Source organism: Spirilliplanes yamanashiensis, from assembly GCF_016863475.1.
GTDB classification, from domain to species: domain Bacteria; phylum Actinomycetota; class Actinomycetes; order Mycobacteriales; family Micromonosporaceae; genus Spirilliplanes; species Spirilliplanes yamanashiensis.
In genome coordinates this window covers 1-18089 of record NZ_BOOY01000001.1, presented here as the reverse complement: position 1 = coordinate 18089, position 18089 = coordinate 1, and the positions used below count along the sequence as shown (strand labels likewise).

Annotated in this window: 17 protein-coding genes; 4 read left to right on the top strand and 13 right to left on the bottom strand. The window is 74.2% G+C overall.

Translation table 11 applies throughout. The annotated features are described in order from the left end of the window. Positions 1 to 100 precede the first annotated feature (100 nt). Together Sya03_RS00085 and Sya03_RS00080 are read right to left on the bottom strand one after the other, a co-directional pair. Positions 101 to 499 carry a response regulator gene (locus Sya03_RS00085; RefSeq protein WP_203936015.1) on the bottom strand — a complete coding sequence of 133 codons (399 nt, stop codon included), beginning with the start codon at positions 497 to 499 and terminating at the stop codon, positions 101 to 103. Positions 500 to 612: 113 nt separating this feature from the next. Next, entirely contained in the window at positions 613 to 2274 is a 1662-nt protein-coding gene (locus Sya03_RS00080) for a S8 family serine peptidase (RefSeq protein ID WP_203936014.1), read from the bottom strand. 237 nt (positions 2275 to 2511) lie between these two features. Here Sya03_RS00080 and Sya03_RS00075 point away from each other — a divergent pair, with 237 nt between their 5' ends. Continuing rightward, complete coding sequence (locus Sya03_RS00075; RefSeq protein ID WP_203936013.1) at positions 2512 to 2733, top strand: DUF7455 domain-containing protein; 222 nt, start codon at positions 2512 to 2514, stop codon at positions 2731 to 2733. A 176-nt stretch (positions 2734 to 2909) separates the two neighbouring features. Continuing rightward, positions 2910 to 4835: a PAS domain-containing sensor histidine kinase gene (locus tag Sya03_RS00070; RefSeq protein ID WP_203936012.1), complete on the top strand. Its 1926-nt coding sequence runs from the start codon at positions 2910 to 2912 to the stop codon at positions 4833 to 4835. Between the two features lie 31 nt (positions 4836 to 4866). On the opposite strand, the gene Sya03_RS00065 is transcribed toward Sya03_RS00070, so the two are convergent. The 3 genes from Sya03_RS00065 to Sya03_RS00055 all read right to left on the bottom strand — a co-directional run bounded on the left by Sya03_RS00065 (position 4867) and on the right by Sya03_RS00055 (position 8006). After that, positions 4867 to 5499, bottom strand: coding sequence for an SRPBCC family protein (locus Sya03_RS00065; protein ID WP_203936011.1), 633 nt, complete (start codon positions 5497 to 5499; stop codon positions 4867 to 4869). Positions 5500 to 5572: 73 nt separating this feature from the next. Then, entirely contained in the window at positions 5573 to 6286 is a 714-nt protein-coding gene (locus Sya03_RS00060) for a hydrolase (protein ID WP_239107012.1), read from the bottom strand. Positions 6287 to 6449: 163 nt separating this feature from the next. Then, a complete protein-coding gene (locus Sya03_RS00055; protein WP_203936010.1) occupies positions 6450 to 8006 on the bottom strand; it encodes a methyl-accepting chemotaxis protein in 1557 nt (518 codons plus the stop codon). 175 nt (positions 8007 to 8181) lie between these two features. Between Sya03_RS00055 and Sya03_RS00050 the strand changes: the two genes are divergently transcribed. Continuing rightward, a complete protein-coding gene (locus Sya03_RS00050; RefSeq protein WP_203936009.1) occupies positions 8182 to 9006 on the top strand; it encodes a peptidoglycan DD-metalloendopeptidase family protein in 825 nt (274 codons plus the stop codon). On the opposite strand, the gene Sya03_RS00045 is transcribed toward Sya03_RS00050, so the two are convergent. Further along, positions 8993 to 9601, bottom strand: a complete 609-nt coding sequence (locus Sya03_RS00045) for a LysE family translocator (protein WP_203936008.1) — start codon at positions 9599 to 9601, stop codon at positions 8993 to 8995. The two genes, Sya03_RS00050 and Sya03_RS00045, sit on opposite strands and share 14 nt — an antisense overlap. A gap of 30 nt (positions 9602 to 9631) precedes the next feature. Between Sya03_RS00045 and pdxR the strand changes: the two genes are divergently transcribed. Then, a complete protein-coding gene (gene pdxR / locus Sya03_RS00040; RefSeq protein WP_306889581.1) occupies positions 9632 to 11107 on the top strand; it encodes a MocR-like pyridoxine biosynthesis transcription factor PdxR in 1476 nt (491 codons plus the stop codon). Here pdxR and Sya03_RS00035 read toward each other — a convergent pair. The 7 genes from Sya03_RS00035 to flgN all read right to left on the bottom strand — a co-directional run bounded on the left by Sya03_RS00035 (position 11093) and on the right by flgN (position 17810). After that, positions 11093 to 11998: an aminoglycoside phosphotransferase family protein gene (locus Sya03_RS00035; RefSeq protein WP_239107011.1), complete on the bottom strand. Its 906-nt coding sequence runs from the start codon at positions 11996 to 11998 to the stop codon at positions 11093 to 11095. The genes pdxR and Sya03_RS00035 overlap by 15 nt on opposite strands. A gap of 25 nt (positions 11999 to 12023) precedes the next feature. Continuing rightward, on the bottom strand, positions 12024 to 14195 hold the full coding sequence (locus tag Sya03_RS00030; RefSeq protein WP_203936006.1) for a glycosyltransferase: 2172 nt from the start codon (positions 14193 to 14195) through the stop codon (positions 12024 to 12026). Positions 14196 to 14300: 105 nt separating this feature from the next. After that, positions 14301 to 14540: a carbon storage regulator CsrA gene (gene csrA / locus Sya03_RS00025; protein ID WP_203936005.1), complete on the bottom strand. Its 240-nt coding sequence runs from the start codon at positions 14538 to 14540 to the stop codon at positions 14301 to 14303. A gap of 52 nt (positions 14541 to 14592) precedes the next feature. After that, positions 14593 to 15024, bottom strand: coding sequence for a flagellar assembly protein FliW (gene fliW, locus Sya03_RS00020; RefSeq protein ID WP_203936004.1), 432 nt, complete (start codon positions 15022 to 15024; stop codon positions 14593 to 14595). A gap of 2 nt (positions 15025 to 15026) precedes the next feature. Further along, positions 15027 to 15905, bottom strand: a complete 879-nt coding sequence (gene flgL / locus Sya03_RS00015) for a flagellar hook-associated protein FlgL (RefSeq protein ID WP_203936003.1) — start codon at positions 15903 to 15905, stop codon at positions 15027 to 15029. Between the two features lie 32 nt (positions 15906 to 15937). Next, a complete protein-coding gene (flgK, locus tag Sya03_RS00010) occupies positions 15938 to 17323 on the bottom strand; it encodes a flagellar hook-associated protein FlgK (RefSeq protein WP_203936002.1) in 1386 nt (461 codons plus the stop codon). A 1-nt stretch (position 17324) separates the two neighbouring features. Then, entirely contained in the window at positions 17325 to 17810 is a 486-nt protein-coding gene (gene flgN, locus Sya03_RS00005; RefSeq protein WP_203936001.1) for a flagellar export chaperone FlgN, read from the bottom strand. Positions 17811 to 18089 lie beyond the last annotated feature (279 nt).

The following is an 18089-nucleotide window of genomic DNA, read 5'->3' as shown; positions in this document are numbered from 1 at the left end:
TGCAGCAGGGTTGTTCAGTTGCCGGGAACACAGAACCGGCGGGCCGAGAGTTCTCGGCCCGCCGGATTCAAGCGTTCAGCGGCTGTGGATCCCGGTGGGATCAGGGTGCCGTCGCGGGTGCGGCGAGGGCTTCGCGCAGCGACGTGACCAGGGCGTCCGAGGTGAACGGCTTCTTCACCAGGCGGGCGTCGGCGGCGATGAGACCCTTGTCGAGGGCCACCTCGCGGGGCAGGCCGGAGATGTAGACGACGCGCATCCCGGGGCGCAGGGTGGCCGCCTCGCGGGCGAGGTCGCCGCCCGAGACGCCGGGCAGGCCCAGGTCGGTCAGCAGCACGTCGATGTCGCCGGTGTGGGTGCGGCAGGCGGCGACGGCCTCCTCGGAGTCGCCGGCGACCAGGGCGCGGAAGCCCTTGCGCTCCAGCATGCGGCGCATGATGTCGCGCAGGTCCTCCTCGTCGTCGACGACGAGCACGGTCGGGCGGTCGGCTTCCTCGCTCACGACTGCACGCTAACCCGACTTCGGCGACGAGCGGCGCGTTTCGCCCGGGAAGCGGCGGGGGCGGGCCCGCCGGATGCCGGCAGGCCCGCCCCCGGGCGGCGGTGCGGACGCGGTCAGAGCGTCAGGCTCCAGCTGGTGAGGAAGCCGATGTTGCCGGAGTACTGGTCGGTGATCTTCAGCGTCCAGGTGCCGTTGCGCGGCGAGCCGGACGCGTCGACCGTGTAGGTGGCCTTGACGTTGTCCGCGGTGTCGGTCGACGAGGCGGACTTCAGCTTGTAGGTGACGCCGCCGGGGCCGACCAGCCAGATGGCCAGGTTGCCGCGGGCGCTGTGGCTGATGGCGACGGAGACCTTCGCGGCGGCGGAGGCGGTGCCGGTGCAGCCGGCGACCGTCTGGGCGCTGGTGATCGTCTTGCGGTCGCCGATCATCACCATCTTCTTGGCGGTGAACGGCCCGCAGGCGGTGACGGCCGGGGTGCTCGGCGCGGTCGTGGGCGGCGTGGTCGGGGTGGTGGTCGGCGTCGTCGTCGGCATCGTGGTCGGCGGCGTGGTCGGGGTGGTCGCCGGCTGGGGGGCGGCCGTGATCGCGCCGGTGTAGAGGAGCTTGTTGACGCTGCCCGCGCCCGGGTTCGTCACCCGGCCGGTGCCGGCGGAACCCACCAGGTCGTCGCGCACCTGCACCGGGGTCCAGGACGGGTTCGCGCCCAGCACCAGGGCGGCCGCGCCGGCGACGTGCGGGGCGGCCATCGAGGTGCCGCTCATGATCGCCGTGCCGGTGTCGCTCGCCTTGCTCGCGGCGGTGATCTTCACGCCGGGCGCGAAGATGTCCAGGCAGGCGCCGTAGTTGGAGAAGGAGGCGCGGGCGTCGGCGCTGTCGGTCGCGCCGACGGTGATGGCGCCGGGCAGCCGGGCAGGGGACTGCTGGCAGGCATCGACGTTGTCGTTGCCCGCGGCGACGGCGTAGGTGACGCCGGAGGCGATGGAGCGCTTGACGGCGTCGTCCAGCGCCGTGCTGTTCGAGCCGCCCAGGCTCATGTTCGCCACGGCCGGTTTGACGGCGTTCGCGGTGACCCAGTCGACCCCGGCGATGATCTTCGAGTAGGCGCCGCTGCCGGCGCAGTCGAGCACCCGGACGCCGACCAGCTTGACGTCCTTGGCGACGCCGTAGGTCGCCCCGCCGACGGTGCCGCCCACATGGGTGCCGTGGCCGTTGCAGTCGGTCACGTCGGCGTCGTTGTCGATGAAGTCCCAGCCGGCCCGGGCCCGGCCGCCGAACTCGGCGTGCGAGACGCGCAGCCCGCTGTCGAGGACGTAGGCGGTGACGCCGGCCGCCGAGCCGTACGAGTAGCTCCGCGACAGCGGCAGGGCCTGCTGGTCGACGCGGTCCAGGCCCCAGGTGGGCGCCGTCTGCACGGCGTCGAGCGTGACCACGCGGTCCTGCTCGACGTAGGCGACGGCGCTGTTGGCGGCGAGCCGCCGGGCGGCCGCGGGGGTCGTGGTGATGGTGAAGCCCTTGACGGCGGAGGTGTAGTTGCGCCGCACGGTGCCGCCGTACGTCCGGGCCAGGCCGCTCGCCTCGCCGGCCACGCGGGTCCCGGCGGTCGTCTTCAGCACCACGATGTAGCTGTTGGTGATGGCGCCGGCCGCGCCCTCCTGCAGGATCCGGCCCGTGGCCTGGGTGGTGCCGGCCAGGGCGGTGCCGGCCGTGCCCACGGCCGCGCCGAGCGCGACGAGGGAGCCGATCAGGATGCCGAAGGTGCGACGCGAGCGGGTCATACGGGCGGGCCCTCTCCTCCTGCGCCGTGTCCTGCGCTCCCCCGGCGGGAACGGTTCTCACGGCGACTCCGGCCACGATTCCGAGGGCGCGGAGCCGGTCCGGGACCCGCCCGGTTGCGGTGAAGTTGCGCTGCTCAGGTGTGGTTCGAGGGACATCGGGAACCACTAAGGGACCTTTCCGGGCGACCGAACGAACCCCTGTCAGGACCGGTGCACCACCGAACGAGGAGACTTCCGATGACGCCCACCGCGACGTCCCCCATGACTGTCGAGACCGCGCCCGAGGTGACCGAGCGCTGCGACGGCTGCGGCGCCGCCGCGAAGCTGAACTTCGAGCTGATCTCCGGCGGGCACCTGGCCCTGTGCGGCCACCACGCCAACAAGCTGTCCGGCGGCATCGCGAAGGTGGCGCGCCGCGTCACGGTCGAGGAGGGTTTCGCCTGGTCCGGCGCGAACTGACCGCGCCGCTCGAAGCTCTGTGCACCGGTACGAGGCCGGGTCGCCCTGCGGGGTGGCCCGGCCTCCGCCGTCCGTTCATCGCGCCACCAAGCAACTACTTTGCGTAAATAGCGCTGATAGTCTCGGTTGTGACGATCCGGGAGTGTGCCCGGACGCCGGACGAGAGGCGCTGCCGAGTGCAACGTGAGGCGCGATGGTCGCGGGCGCTGGGCGCCGTCGCGGGCGCCGCCGTCGCCGTGTTCGGCGCCGTGGCGCTCGTGTCGCTGTGGCACGACCTCGGCATCCCGCCGCTGGGGCTGTCCCCCACCTCGATCCTCGGACTGGTCACGGCCGGGCTCGCGCTGCTGCTCACCGCCACCGCGGTCTCCCCCGGCCTGCGCTGGACGACCGTCGCGCCCGCCGCCCTCACCGTCGCGCTCGGCGTCCTCGGCCTGGTCGACGCGGCCACCCGGCTGCCGGTCACCGAGCGGATCAACGGGCTGCTCAGCGGCGAGTCGTTCAACGGCCTGCCCCCGCGCGACCTGGCCCACGACGTGCCGCCCGCCGCCAGCCTCGCCGTACTGCTCGTCGGCCTGGCCCTGCTGCTGGTGGACCGCTCGGTGCGGTTCGGGGTGCACCCCACCGGGCCGCTGCTCGTCGGCGTCATCGTCATCGCGGTGGTCGCCCTCGCCCCGTCGCTGTTCGCGCTCGGCGTGACCCCGGACCGCGGCCCGGGCACCGTCATGTCGCCGTACGCCGCGACCGCGCTGCTGGCGCTCGCCGGCGGCACCCTGCTGGCCCGGCCGGAGCGCCGCCCGCTGGCCGGGGTCGGCACCGGCACCCCGGGCGCCGCCGTCACCCGGCGGATCGGCGCCACCCTGCTCGCGCTGCCGTTCGTCGCCGCCCTGTTCAGCGCCATCGCGGCCGCCGGCGGCATGCGGCGGCCCACCGCCGCGATCAGCACCGGCACCGTGGTCGCCGCGCTGGCCCTGGTCGTCGTCCTGGCGCAGTTGGTGCGCTCGCTGGACGAGGCCGACCGGCGGCAGCGCCGGCTGATGACGGAGCTGCGTGAGCGGCGCGAGTTCGCCGACACCCTGCTGCAGCAGATGAACGCCGCCGTGATGGTGCTGGACGCCGACCGCCGGGTGGTCGAGGTCAACCAGCACTGGCAGGCGCTCACCGGGCAGCCCGCCGACGCGGCGATCGGGCAGCTGCCGCCGTACCCGTGGGAGCCCGAGCCGGACGACGGCGACCTGGTGATCCGGCGGCCGGACGGCACGAGCGTGCCGGTGCTCGCCTCGACGGCGCCGGTGACCGGCCCCGGCGACACCGCCCTGGGCTTCGTCGCCACCTACGTCGACATCGGTGGCCGCAAGCGCGCCGAGCGGGCACTGGCCGCGCACGCCGCCGCGGTGGAGACGAAGAACCGCGAGCTGGAGGCGGCGCTCGCCTTCAAGAGCGACCTGACGTCGATCCTGACCCACGACGTCTCCCAGCCGATCAGCTCGGTGGCGAGCATCGCCGAGCTGGTCGTCGAGGCGTGGGACGACATGACCGACGCCGAGCGGCTCCAGCTGCTGCGCAAGATCCACACCAACGGCCAGAAACTCGTCGCCATGATGACCGAGCTCAGCCTGCTGTTCCGGCTCGACACCGGCTCGGTCACCGCCCGCCGGGCGCCCGTCGGGGTGCGCGACGCGGCCGAGGCGACCGTCGAGGCGGTCTGCCCGGGGCTCGCCGAGGTGGACGTCGACCCGCAGCTGGCCGTGCTCGCCGACCGCGAGCAGGTGCGGCACGTGCTGACCGCGCTGCTGAAGAACGCCGTCACGCACGGCGGCGCCCCGGTGCGGGTGGAGGGCCGGCGCGAGGGCGACCACGTGGTGATCGTCGTGGCCGACGAGGGCCGCGGCGTGCCGGCCGAGCGGGTGCCCGCGCTGTTCGACCGGTTCACGCGGGGCAGCGGCATGGGCCTGTTCATCGTGCGCCACCTGGTCGAGGCCAACGGCGGCGCGGTGCGCTACGAGGCGGCGGTCCCGCGGGGCGCCCGGCTCGTCGTCACGCTGGAGGCGGCCACCACGGCCGCCGCGCCCGCCCCCGAGAAGGCGGCAGCGCCGGCCGGGTAGGGACCCGGCCGGCGCTGTGGTGCGGGGACCGTCAGAACGTCTCGTCCTCGGGGTTGCCGCGCATGCGGCTCCGGCCGATGCGGGCGGCGACGGCCGCCGGCGAGTTGTACGCGATCGAGGTGCCGTGCCCGATGCCCGGCGTGGGCACCTCCCCGAGCGCGCCGGCCTGCATGCCGCGGTCCGGGCGGGCCTGGCCCATGCCGATGCCGCTGGCGCCGGTCATCGCCGTGCCGCTCATCCGGGCGAAGCCGGGGTCGTGCTCGATGAGCCGCTTGAAGCTCTGCAGGTCGGCCTTCAGCCGCTTGCGCAGCGACTCGCTGGCGTGCCGGTCGCTGGGCATCAGCGCGGCGACGTCGGCCTCGAGCTGCGCCACCACCTGGGTGCGGGTCTCGCCCACCGGGCGCAGCGTGATCGTCTCCTCCAGCGCGGGACCGTCCGTGCTGCGCCAGTGCACCCGCTGGTCCATGGTGCACTCGACGAGCTGGGCGTTGAACTCGCGCAGCTCGCCGTCGAGGTTCATCACCCAGTGCGTGCGGTCGTCCGAGACCTGGGTGACCTCCTGGACGCCGGTCATGAACTGCGGGTAGTTCTCCAGGTCCGCCAGCTGCTCGTACACCTCGTGCAGCGGGGCGCTCACCTCGATGGCCTGCTGAACCGTACTCATGCTGTCTCCCATCCCCGAAAGCTCAGGCATGACAGAGAGTACAAGCGCGAATACGGCTCGCGTTCGGGTTCGGTCAGATGCTGCGCACGTACTGCCAGGTGCCGACCTCGGCCGCGTACCGCGCGTCACTCGCGGCCGCCACCGGCACACCGGCCTCGGCGAGCAGCCGCACCAGCCGCGGCGACGGGCTGCGCCACGCCTCACTGACCTCGACCAGGGCGTTGGCCTCGCGGCACCCGGCGACCAGGTCGGCGAGCAGCTCCGCCGGCACGACGGCGTCGTCGAGGCCGGCCTGGGTCAGCAGGCTCAGCGGGCGGGCCAGCTGGGTCGGGGCGTAGCGGGCGGCCCGCTCCAGCCCGCGCACCGTGGCGCCCACGACGATCTCCGCGACGTCGGCCGCGGACAGCCGGCCGCTCGCCAGGGCGGCGCGCACCTCGCGCGGCCCGAGCAGGGCGCCGGCCACCGGCAGCCGCGACACGGCCACCGAGACGGCCTCCACGTCACCCAGGTCGCCCGGCCACGCCAGCCAGCCGTCCGGCTGGACGACCTCGATCTCGGCGGCGATGAGCAGCTCGATCTCGGTGCGCTGCCGGGCCCGGCGGACGCTGTCGGCGTACGCGGGCAGCCAGGCGGTGCCGGGGCCGACCTGGTCGGCGAACGTCAGCGCGGCAAGCCCGGCCCGGTCCGCGGCGGCCACCAGGACCCCGACGGCGTCCCGGCCGGCGGCGAAGCCGGTGTGCACGTGCGCGTCCCGGCGCAGGTCCAGCCCCTCGGCACGGCCCAGCACGGCAGCTCCTCCCACCGCGTCACCCGCGACAGCGCCCACCACGTCCTCCTCGACGTCCCCCGCGCCCCCGCCCACCGGCGGCGCACGATCAGAGCATCGCCCCGCGCGGCTGTGCGCGGAGGTCCGGAGCCGGTGCAGTCCGGGTGCGTCCCGACGGAACCGGCTAGTGCAGGCGGAACGCGCCGACGAGGCCGCGCAGTTCCTCGGCGGCCCGGGCCACCTCGGCGCTGGCCGCCCGGGCCTGCTGCACGCCCTCCACCGACGACGACGTGGCCGCCGAGACGTCGGAGATGTGCCCGGCGATGCGATGGCTGCTGGAGGCGACCTCGCCGATGCTGCGGGTCATCTCCTGGGTGGTGGCGGTCTGCTCCTCGACGGCGCTCGCGATCGTCGTCTGGTACTCGTTGATCTTGGCGATGACCTCGCTGATCCGGCTGATCACGTCCACCGCGCCGGTGGTGTCGTTCTGGATCGCGCTGACCCGCGCGCCGATGTCCTCGGTCGCCCGCGCCGTCTCCTGGGCCAGGTCCTTGACCTCGCTGGCCACCACCGCGAAGCCCTTGCCCGCGTCGCCCGCCCGGGCCGCCTCGATCGTGGCGTTCAGCGCCAGCAGGTTGGTCTGCTCGGCGATCGAGGTGATGAGCTTGATGACGTTGCCGATCTCGGCCGACGACTCGCCCAGCTGGCGCACGGTGTCCGTCGCCCGGGCCGCCTCGTTCACCGCGACCGCCGCGATCTGCGCCGCCTCGCTGGTGTTGCGCGAGATCTCCCGGATCGACAGGCCCATCTCCTCCGAGCCGGCCGCCACCGTCTGCACGTTGCGGGCGATCTCCTCCGCCTCGGTGGACGCCGACGCCCCGCGCGCCTCGGTGCCGTGCGTCGCGTCCGCCAGCTGGCTCGACACCGCCGACAGCTGCGACGCCGACGACGCCAGCCCCTGCGCGTTGGTGTCGATCGTCTCCATCGAGGTGCGGATGGTCGCCACCGCCCGGTCCAGCGCGACCGCCATCCGGCCCAGCTCGTCCTTGCTGGTCACGCCGGTGCTCTCGCGCAGGTCGCCGCGCGCCAGCGCGTCCACCACCACGCCGACCCGGTGCACCGGGCGCTGGATCGACCGCACCAGCGGCACGGCGATGACCAGCAGGGCGACGACGCTCAGCACGCCGATGCCGATCGCCCACAGGTTGCCCTGACGCTTGGTGTCGTCCAGCTCGGCCCGCTTCGCGGCGGTCAGCTCGTCGACCCGGGCGTGCAGCGCGTCGAGCTGGTCGTCCACCGCGCTGTTGCGGTCCGCCACCTCGGCCACCTGGCCCGCCGCCGCCGCGCCGGACGCCCCGCCGGACACCAGGCCGGACACGAAGGTGGAGAAGCCGTCGACGTCGTCGCTGACGGCCGCGAAGTCGTCGGTGAGGTCGGCCGGCAGCACTGCCTCGACGTCCGCCACCGCCTCGCGGACCGAGGCGACGTCGTCGGCCGTGTCGCCCCGCATGTCCTCGCCGAGCAGCGACCGGAACGCGTCCGACTTCAGCTCGCTCTCCCGGGTGTCCAGGTGGTTGAGGGCGCCGTTGAGCTGGGCCAGCCGCTGGAGTTCCCCCGCCTGCTCGGTGATCATCGCCGTCGCCGTCACGCCGCCGATCACCGTCAGCGCCAGCGTCAGCAGCGCGGCGCCGACGAGCAGACTCAACCGCTTCGCGACACTCAGGTCGGCCATACGGGGCATGGGGCACTCCTCGCGAACGGGACGTCAACCTCTCCGCTGGTCGATTCGGCGATGCATCGGCGCTGCTTAAGGTTCCGGCGCACCCGATCCGCAACGCCCCGGCACCGGTTCCGGCAGCCGCCGCCCGACAGGCTCCCCGGGTGGCGCGCGACGGCGCGCCGGAACGGGGGACAGCATGCGGGGCCGGACCGTGCTCGTCGGGCTGGCGGTGGCGGCGACGGCGGCCGCCGCGCTGCTCGTGACCGCGCCGGGCGCGTCCGCCGGCGACGCGGCGACCGGGGTGGTCGACACCCGGGGCATCGTCCTGAACGCGCGCGGCGGCCCGTCGCCGGACGCCGAGAAGCGGGGCGCGATCCCGCACGGCCGCACCGTGACGATCGTCTGCCAGCAGCCCGGTGCGACGGTCACCGGCACCGTCCGGCGCACGGACCTGTGGAACCGCCTGCCGGACGGCAGCTACGTCTCCGACGCGTACGTCGAGCGGGGCGCGGCCGCGCTGCCCGTCTGCGACGCCCCCGCCGCCCGGCCGCCCGCGGAGCCGGCGCCGGCCTGGGTGCCGCCTGTCGCCGCGAGGCTGGGCAGCACGTTCCGCAGCGCCCACCGCCCCGCGCACGACGGCATCGACTTCCCCGCCCGCAAGGGCACGCCGGTCCGGGCGGCGTCGGGCGGCACCGTCATCCGGGTGGCCTGCCAGTCGGGCACCGGCACCTGCGACGCCGACGGCTTCATCGGGGCGGGCGGCTGCGGCTGGTACGCCGAGATCCAGCACGCCGGCGCGGTCGTCACCCGGTACTGCCACCTGGTCCGCCGGCCGCCGGTCGCGGTCGGGCAGGCGGTGACCGCCGGGCAGACCATCGGGCACGTGGGCTCGTCGGGCAACTCGTCCGGGCCGCACCTGCACTTCGAGGTCCACCGGGACGCCGCCCCCGCGACCGACGCCAACGCGGTGAACCCGGTGCCGTTCCTGCAGGCGCGCGGCGTCGCGCTCAGCGGGCGCTGAGCGCCAGGCTCACCCCGAGCGCCAGGAACGAGCCCGCGAGGGTGCGCCGCAGCCAGCGCAGCACGCCCGGCCGCCCGAGCACGTGCCGGCGGGCGGCCCCCGCGGCCAGCCCGTAGGCGGCGAACACGGCGAACGTCACGAGCATGGCCACCCCGCTCAACACGAGCAACCGGATGGTTGCGTCCGGCGCGCCGGCGGGGACGAACTGCGGCAGGAACGCGACGAAGAACAGCGTCAGCTTGGGGTTCAGCAGGTTGACCAGCACCGCCCGCCCGATGATGGCCGCCGGCCGCAGGGCCGCACCCTCGGCGACGGGCGGCGGCGGGCCGGCGCGCAGCGTCGACCAGGCCATCCACAGCAGGTACGCGACCCCGGCCCAGCGCACCGCCTCGAAGGCGACGGCCCCGGTGCGCAGCAGCGCGGCGAGCCCGGCGAGCGAGGCGGCGACGTGCGGCAGCAGCCCCAGGGTGCAGCCGAACGCGGCGACGACGGCGGCCCGGCCGCCGCGGGCCAGCGCCACGGACAGCGTGTAGACGACCCCGATGCCCGGGGTGGCGGTCATGATCACGGTGGTGACGAGGAAGGCGACGCTCACGCAGGCCAGCGTGCGCGCGACAATGGCCCGGTGGACAGGGCCATGAACGCCGCGCCGGAGGGGTCCACAGGCGCCGACTTCCTTCAGCTCGACATCGGCCACGCCCCCGCCGGCGGCCGGGCCGACTGGCTCGCCGGGGCGCTGCGGCAGGCCATCGGCGACGGGCGGCTGCCGGTCGGCGCCCGCCTGCCCGCCACCCGGGAGCTGGCCGGCGACCTCGGCGTCTCCCGCGGCGTGGTGACCGAGGCGTACCGCCGGCTGGCCGACGAGGGCCACATCGCCGGGCGCCGCGGCCGGGCCGGCACGGTCGTCGTGGCGGCCCCCGCGGCGGCCGGGCCCACGGCGGTGTCCGCCCCCGCGCCGCCGCCCTTCGAGCTGGCCGACCCCGGCACCGAGGTGTTCGAGGCGCTGCGCGCGGCGCCCGCCCGCATCGACCTGTCGCCCGGCGTACCGGACCTGGCCGCGTTCCCGCGGGCCGCCTGGCTGCGCGCCGAACGGGCCGTGCTCGGCCGGCTCACCCCGCCCGACTTCGGCTACGGCGACGCCAGCGGCACCCCCGCGCTGCGGGTGGCGGTCGCGCACTGGCTCGCCCGCAACCGCGGCATCGCCGCCGACCCGGCCGACGTCATCGTGGTGGGCGGCGTCTCCCAGGCGCTGGCCCTGATCGCCCAGGTGCTGCGGTCGGGCGGGGTGCCCGCCGTCGCCGTCGAGGACCCCGGTTCGCTCGGCGCCCGGCAGCAGCTGCGCGACTGGGGCATGGCGACCCCGTCCGTGCCGGTCGACGACGAGGGCCTGGTCGTCGACGCGCTCGGCGACCACCCGGCGGTGATGGTGACGCCGGCGCACCAGTTCCCGACGGGTGTCGTGCTCAGCGGGGCGCGCCGCCGCGAGCTGGCCCGGTGGGCGGCCGCGGGCGGGCTGGTCGTCGAGGACGACTACGACGCCGAGCACCGCTACGACCGGCTGCCCGTCCCCGCGCTCAAGGCGGCCATGGGCGAGCACGTCGTCTACACCGGCAGCGTCAGCAAGCTGCTCGCCCCGGCGATGCGGATCGGCTGGCTGCTCGCGCCGCGGCGGCTGCACGGCGCGCTGGCCGCCGCCAAGCGCAACGCCGACCTGGGCAACGCGGCCCTGCCACAGCTGGTGCTCGCCGAGCTGATGACCAGCGGCGCGCTGGACCGGCACCTGCGGCTGATGCGCCGCCGGCACATCCGCCGCCGGGACGCGATGATCGCCGCGCTGGCGGCGCACCTGCCCGGCGCGGTCGTGCACGGGGCGGCGGCGGGCCTGCACCTGATGGTGACGTTCCCGGCGGGCCTGCCGGGCGGGCACGCGGACACCGACCTGGCCGCCGCCGCGCTGGCCGCCGGCGTGCGGGTGCAGCCGCTGTCGTGGCACCGCCGCCTGCCGGGGCCGCCCGGGCTCGTGCTCGGCTACGCCGCCGGCAGCGCCACCCAGACCACCGAGGGCATCCGCACGATCGGCGCGGCGCTACGACGCCTGTAGTGCGATGCGGTCGGCGGCGCCGAGCATCTCCCGCGCCTCGCGGTCCATCCCGATCGACAGCAGCACCAGGCCGGTCGACACCCGCTCGGTCACGCCCCACTCCCAGATCGCCGTGGCGTCGGTGCCGGTGCGGGCGGCCAGCCAGCGCGCCCGCTCCCGCGGGTCGCCCGCCGCCATCAGCTCGACCGGGTCCTCGCGCATCAGCACGCCCAGGTCGTACTCGGCCTCGGCGAGCAGGCCGTCGGGGTCGACCAGCTTGAAGCCGTCGCCGGCCGACAGGGCGTTCCACTGGTGCACGTCGCCGTGCACGAGCACCGCCCGCTCGTCGTCGTGCGCCGCAATGCGCCGGGTGACGCACGTCAGCGCGTGCTCGACGGTACGCTCGGCGCACGGGCGGCCGAGGTCCTCCCACGACCGGGCCACCATCGCGGCCAGCCAGCGGCCCTTGTCCGCGCCGGTCGGCAGGCCCTGCCCGGCGGCCGGCCGCCACACGGCGGCGGCCAGGCCGGAGAGGATCCGGTGCCGGTGCAGGATCGGCATCCGCAGGTCGGCCATCGACGGGCCGAGCCGCTCCAGCAGCAGCGCCGCCCGGGACGCGTCGTGCCGTAGCAGCCGCGCGCACCCCTCGCCGCCGGCCAGCCGCAGCGTGGTGATCTCGTGCGCCGGGTCGTTGCCCAGCCGCGGCACGATCAGCTTGAGCACCGCCGGCTCGCCGCCGGCCAGGACCGCCTCGGCGACGTACGCCTCGGTGCCGTCGCCGTACGACCGCCCGGCGGTGAAGCCCCACTCGTGCTCCAGCTCGGCCACGAGCCCGGGCAGCCCGGCCAGCCAGGCGTGCGAGCCGGCGAGCCGGGCCTTCGCGCTGACCGCGGGCGGCACATCGAGGACCACGGGCCTCAACGTAGCGCCCCGCGGGTCAGCGGGCGGCGGCCGGTTCCATCATCGCCGCGACGCTCGGCGCGAGCGTGCGCAGCCGCTCCAGCACCGGGCCGGCGTCCTCGGCGGTGACCCGCTCCAGGGACTCCACCAGCAGCGGCACCGCGGCCGGGTCGCCGAACGTCTCGTGGGCCATCGCCGCCGCCAGCACCCGGTCGCCGACGCTGCGATCGGGCTGCCGGGCGATCGCCAGCAGCGGGCAGCGGTCCGCGAAGCCGTGGGCGCGCTGCCGCGCCGACCACTCCAGCGCCCGCATCAGCGGCAGCCGGTCGCCCAGCCACGCGACGAAGCCCAGCACCAGGGAGTCGCCGGGGTAGCGCTCGAACAGCGCCTCGGCCAGCGTCTCCGCCAGCTGCGGCTCGGCCCGGCCCGCCTGGTGCAGCAGCCAGCGCAGCCGGTCCTGCGGCATCAGCTCGGCCACCTCCGCGACGGACGAGCCGCCCTCCTCCAGCACCTGGGCCAGGCCGACGAGCGGCAGCGGGAACTCGCCGCGGCGCAGCGCGGCCCGCAGCATGTCGGCCGCCTCGTCCGGGCGGCCCAGCTCGCGCAGGGCGCCCACCTGCATGGACGTCAGGTGGCTCAGCCCGTGCACCTGGTTCAGGTCGTCGCGCGCCCGCTCCGGGAACACCGCCATCAGGTCGAGCGCCTCCTGGAAGCGCTTCTCCCCGTACAGGACGTGGATCTCCATGTTCTGCACCGTGACCTCGCGGGTCGCGATCTCGCGCAGCCGGTCCAGCCCGCGCCGGGCCTCGGCCAGCCGCTGGAGCTGGACCTCGCCGCGGATCGCGAGACTGAGCAGTTGCACCTCGGCCCACTGCGGCTGCGGCGTGCGCATCGCCTCCCACGCCGTCGCCACCGCGCTCTCCACGTCGCCGGCCGCGACCTGCGACCGGGCGAGGTTGACGACGCCGGCCGGGCCCAGCACCTGGTCGGCCACGCCCTTCTCGGCGAGCCTGCGGTTGCGGTCGCCCTTGTCCTTGATGGCGAACGTCGCGGCGGAGTAACCGGTGTGCATGACGGTCAGCTCGGTCAGGTGGCTGCCCACCAGCATGACGCCGGTGGCCAGGTCCAGCGGCTGCTCGTGGAGCCGGCCGGAGTAGCGCGCCAGGGCCCCGCGGAACAGCCGCGAGCCCATGAAGTCGTACGTGCCGGACTCCTCGATCGTGCGGACCGTGACCGCGTGCCCGCTCTCGCCGCTCTCCTCCAGGGCTGCCCGCAGGGCGTCCGCGTCGGCGACGGTCACCTCGTCGGCGTCGACCACCAGCACCCACTCGCCCGAGCAGTGCGCGAGGCCCCGGTTGCGGGCGTCGCCGAAGTGGTCGTCCCAGTAGCCCTCGACCACCGTGGCGCCGTGCTCGCGGGCGATCTCGCGGGTCCGGTCGGTCGACCCGGTGTCGTACACCACCACCTCGTCGACCACCGCGTTCAGCGCGGTCAGCGACGCGGGCAGCGCGTTCTCCTCGTCCTTGACGATCAGGGCCGCCGACAGCAGCGGGGCGCCCGGCGGGCGCGGCACGCGCAACCCGCACTGCGAGCCGCCGCCGTGCGCGGCCAGCACGCTGCGCACCAGCACGATGCGGCCCAGCTCGCGCAGGCGCTCGTACGGCATGTCGAGCGTCGGCCCGCCGGCCGCCTCCAGCGCGGAGCGGCGCACGACGACGCAGACCGGCCCGAGCCGGTCCATGTCGGTGGTCTGGCCGCGGTGGTCGTTCCACCACTGCCGGGCGTACGCCTTGAAGACGGCGACCCCGGACAGCACCTGGTCGTCCAGCTCCACGCCGCCCTGCGGCCCGAAGCTGTTGTAGCAGTGCGGCCCGGCCGCCACGACGGTCTCGTCGTCGAACTCCCGCACCAGCGGCTCGCGCCAGCGGCCGGGCAGGATCAGGTCGCCGTCGAACAGCGCGACGATGTCGTGCCGGGTGGCCGCGAGCCCGGCGGCCCAGCGGGCCCCCTGGTCGGACGTCGTGTCGTCGAGCACCCGCACCCACCGGTGGCCCGTCAGCTCCCGGCGCAGGTCGTCCCGGCCGGCCGGGACGAGGCAGACCACCTCGTCGCGCGGCCCGAGGCCCGGGCGCAGCGACTCGAGCAGGGCGTGGAAGTCGTCGGCGCTGCCGCCGGCGGTCACGACGACCGACAAAGGTTGTGTGCTCACATGACCCCCATCGACCGGTTCGCCGGTGCGCTGAGGCCGTTCGCACCGCGAACGCACCCGGGCCGCACCCCGCGTGTGCGGAGTGCGGCCCGGGCCACTGCTGATCTAGCTCTTGTCGGACGGCCGGATGAGATCGGCGAACGCCTTGACCGCGTCGGCGGTCGGCGAGGCGGCCTCCCGGTTCGAGGCCTGGAGCTCGCGGTAGATCTCCTCGCGGTGCACCTGGATGTCCCGCGGCGCGCGGATGCCGAGCCGTACGACGTCACCCCGCACCTCGAGCACGGTGATGACCACGTCGTCGCCGATCATCACGCTCTCGCCGGAGCGGCGGGTCAGCACGAGCACAGCGGTTCCCCCTCTTCTCCATCCGTGGACAGGGGCGCGGAGCCGCGGGCCGTCAGGCGACCCCGAACTGCTCCCGGACCGAGTAGCCACTGCCGGTCAGCACGACCTGGATCGCGCGCCGGTTCCCCTGGTCGATGATGATCGGCGCGAGCAGGTTCGCGGTGACCCGCGCCTCGGCGGCGGTGACCACCAGCAGCAGGAGCAGCTGCTGAGGGTCGGGGTTGCCGAGAAGCTCGAGCGTCTCGTCGTCGACCTCCGGAGCGTAATCCGGGAAGAACGGCGCAGGAGGCACAACCAGGAAACGGAGGTCGGAATCGCGCACCGACTGCAGTGCGTAGAGCAGGCCGGCCTCGTCCAGCCGGACCAGTGCGAAATCGCGGTGGTCCGGGAAACCCGGGATCGGCGTGACGAACTCGAGCGTCGGCAGGGAGATGTCCTCGGTTTCGAGATCCTCGGACGGTCGAGCAGGTGCGTGCGTAGCCATGATCACCTCAAGAAATCGACGAGTGACGGCTGAATCACCTTCGCGGTGGCCGAGAGCGCGGCCTGATAAGCGGTCTGCTGCAGCTGCATTTCCATGATGGTCGCCGGCAGGTCGATGTCCTCGACCGCGGAAAGCTGAGAGTTCAGCGTGACGATCCGGTTGTCGGCGGCGTTCTTCATGCTCTCGACGCGATTGTATCGAGCGCCGACCTGCGAAAGACTCGTTTTCACGCTGATCGCAACCGAGTCCAGTCGCTTCAGTTCGTCGCCCAGCGCGGCGGGGTCGTTCTTCATCTTGTCGGAGATGGACGCGAGGACGTTGAACAGGTTGTCCGCGCCGGTGCCGAACGCCTCCGGACCGGTCAGGTTCACCTGCACCGGGTCGCCGTCGCCGACGGTGCGCATCACCTTGCCGGCGTCGCCCAGGTAGGCGCCGGTGGCGTCGTAGGCGGCCTCGCCGGCGGTGTTGCCGCCGAAGATCGGCCGGCCCAGGTACGACGTGTTCGCGACGCCCACCAGCGACTGGCGCAGGGCGTCCACCTCGGCGGCGAGCGCCGCGGGCGAGGTGTCCGACGCCGAGCCGGTGCTGATGCCCTGCAGCACCAGGTCGCGGACGCGGTTGACCTGGTTGGAGGTGCTCTCCAGCGCCGTGTTGGCCAGGTCCAGCCACGCCATGCCGTCGTTGGCGTTGGTCGAGTACTGCTGCAGCGCCCGGTTCTCGGAGCGCAGCTGCAGCGCCTGGACCGTGCCGGTCGGCGAGTCGGACGGCCGGTTGATGACCTTGCCGCTGGACATCTGCTCCTGGATGGTCGCGTTGCGGCCGAGGCTGCGCTGCAGGTTGTTGAGGCTGGTGGTGGAGATGCCACGCTCGGTGACGCGCATGCGGGGGTTACCTTTCGGGCTCGGGTGCGGGCTCAGGCCGCCATGCGGTTGACCAGGACGTCCAGCACCTCGTCGATGGTGCTGATCACGCGGCTCGCGGCCTCGTAGGAGCGCTGGTACGACAACAGGTTCGTCATCTCCTCGTCGAGGCTGACCCCGGACTCGGATTCGCGAGCGGCGTCACTGCGCTCGGTGATCACGCCCTGGATGTCGGAGCGGCGGGCCGCCGACTGCGACTCCACGCCGAGCCGGCCGATCAGCGAGCGGTACTGCGCGTCCGGCCCGTTGTTGGCGGTGCCCAGCTTGGCGAGCTTCTCGGCGATCGAGTTGTCGAGCGAGCCGCCCGGCTCGGCCGACGCGGCGACCTGGGTCGGCGAGGTGATCGCGACCCGGAGCGTGTCGGCGGTGGTGCCGGCGAAGAACGGGCGGCCGGTGACCCCGTCGGAGCCGTAGCCGGTGGTGTGCACGGCGTTGACGGTGTCGGCCAGGCTCCGGGCGATGCCGTCGAGCGCGTCCGCGTAGCCGGGGATGGTCTTGCTGAGCGACTCGGTGACCGAGCCCATCGTGCCGCCGAGCGTGACCGGGTTCGACGAGTCGGCGAACGCGATGCGCACCGGGTCGGAGCCGGCCTCGGTCAGGCGGCCGGCGCCCTGCACCTCGATCTGCCGCGCGGACACGCCACTGACCAGCGTGGACCCGTTCAGGAAGACGTCGGCGGTGCCGTCGTCGCGGGCCACCGCGGTGGCGCCGGTCAGCTTCGACAGGTGCATCGTCAGCTGGTCGCGCTGGTCGGCGAGCTCGTTCACCGGCAGGCCGGAGGCGTTGGCGCGGCGGATGGTGTCGTTGAGGTTCGCGATGGTCGACGCGGTGGTGTTCACGTCGTTGACGTACGCGTCGAGCTGGGTGCGCGTGCTGTCCCACTGCGTCGTGAGCGAGCCCTTCGCGTCCTTCATGCCGGTGATGAGCGTCTCGGCCCGGGTCATCACGACCGTGCGGGCGGCGACGCCCTCCTTCGAGTCCGGGTTGGTGCTCACGGTGCTGAACGCGGCCCAGAAGTCGGACATCTGGCGCTGGATGCCGGTGTCGCTGGGCTCGCCGAAGCTCGACTCGATGTAGCCGTACACCGAGGCCTGGTTCGCCAGGTACGCGTTGGTGGAGTGCTCGGCGCGGCCCTTGTTCTCGAGGAACTCGTTGCGGACCCGCTCGACCTCGGCCACCCGGACGCCGTCACCGACCTGCGTGCCGACCGACCAGCGGGCGGGCACGATGCCGGCGCCCTGCGACTCCATGTTCACCCGCTGGCGCGAGTAGCCCTCGGTGTTCGCGTTGGCGATGTTCTGTCCGGTGACGTCGAGACCGCGGCGCTGGGCCTGCAGGCTGGACAGGGCGCCGGAGATCCCGGAGAAGGTGCTCGACAATTCAGATCGCCTCATCCACGAGCTGGGCGCGACGTGCGCCTTCGGAAACGGTCTGGCCCTTGCGGCCGTAGGTCTCGACATTGCCGGCGATGACCATCATGGTCTCGCGGGCGGCCCGCTGACCGGCGGTCAGCAGGTCCCGGTTGGTGGCGGCCAGGCCGCTGATCTCGCTGGTCAGTGCCACGAACGCCTTGCGGTGCTGGTGCAGCAGCTCCGACCACGGCTCCGGGGCGGCGTTCGCGATGTCGCCCAGGCTGGCCTCGGGGTGCAGGCCCAGCTCGACGGCGACGGACTGCGCGTAGGCGGCGCGGGCGACCTCGACCTGCCGGGTCTGGTCGAGGACGACCTCGACCTCCCGGGTGGCGTGCGCCAGCCAGCGCGACCGGCCGGCCGCCAGCAGCAGCTGTTCCTCCTCGAGCTTGAACAGCAGCAGCTCGAGCAGCTCGCGGGTCCGCCACAGGACGCTGGACAGGTCAGTCAGGCTCACGCGCTCCTCCGTCTCTCGCGTCCGTGGGTCCGCGCCACCGGCGGCGCCATCCCCGTTCACCCGGTCAGGTCGGCAACCCGCGCCGATGGCTGAGGACTTCGCCCGCCGGAGCAGCGAACCGCTCCCGCGGGGGCGCGACAGGTGTTAAGGACACGGCGGGCCCCGCGACGAACGCGCCGAGATCGTCGGAGGAAATGCTCACGCCGGCCGCCCGGCTACCGAACTGAGTGGTGCGCAGCTCACGGATGGGCTGTGCAGGGCCTACTCAAGGAGGAAACG

What these genes read in the sequence shown, in the direction of transcription:
- Sya03_RS00080 (WP_203936014.1), bottom strand. Translation starts at nt 2,274, where the DNA reads ATGACCCGCTCGCGTCGCACCTTCGGCATCCTGATCGGCTCCCTCGTC.
- Sya03_RS00075 (WP_203936013.1), top strand. Translation starts at nt 2,512, where the DNA reads ATGACGCCCACCGCGACGTCCCCCATGACTGTCGAGACCGCGCCCGAG.
- Sya03_RS00065 (WP_203936011.1), bottom strand. Translation starts at nt 5,499, where the DNA reads ATGAGTACGGTTCAGCAGGCCATCGAGGTGAGCGCCCCGCTGCACGAG.
- Sya03_RS00055 (WP_203936010.1), bottom strand. Translation starts at nt 8,006, where the DNA reads ATGCCCCGTATGGCCGACCTGAGTGTCGCGAAGCGGTTGAGTCTGCTC.
- Sya03_RS00050 (WP_203936009.1), top strand. Translation starts at nt 8,182, where the DNA reads ATGCGGGGCCGGACCGTGCTCGTCGGGCTGGCGGTGGCGGCGACGGCG.
- fliW (WP_203936004.1), bottom strand. Translation starts at nt 15,024, where the DNA reads ATGGCTACGCACGCACCTGCTCGACCGTCCGAGGATCTCGAAACCGAG.
- flgL (WP_203936003.1), bottom strand. Translation starts at nt 15,905, where the DNA reads ATGCGCGTCACCGAGCGTGGCATCTCCACCACCAGCCTCAACAACCTG.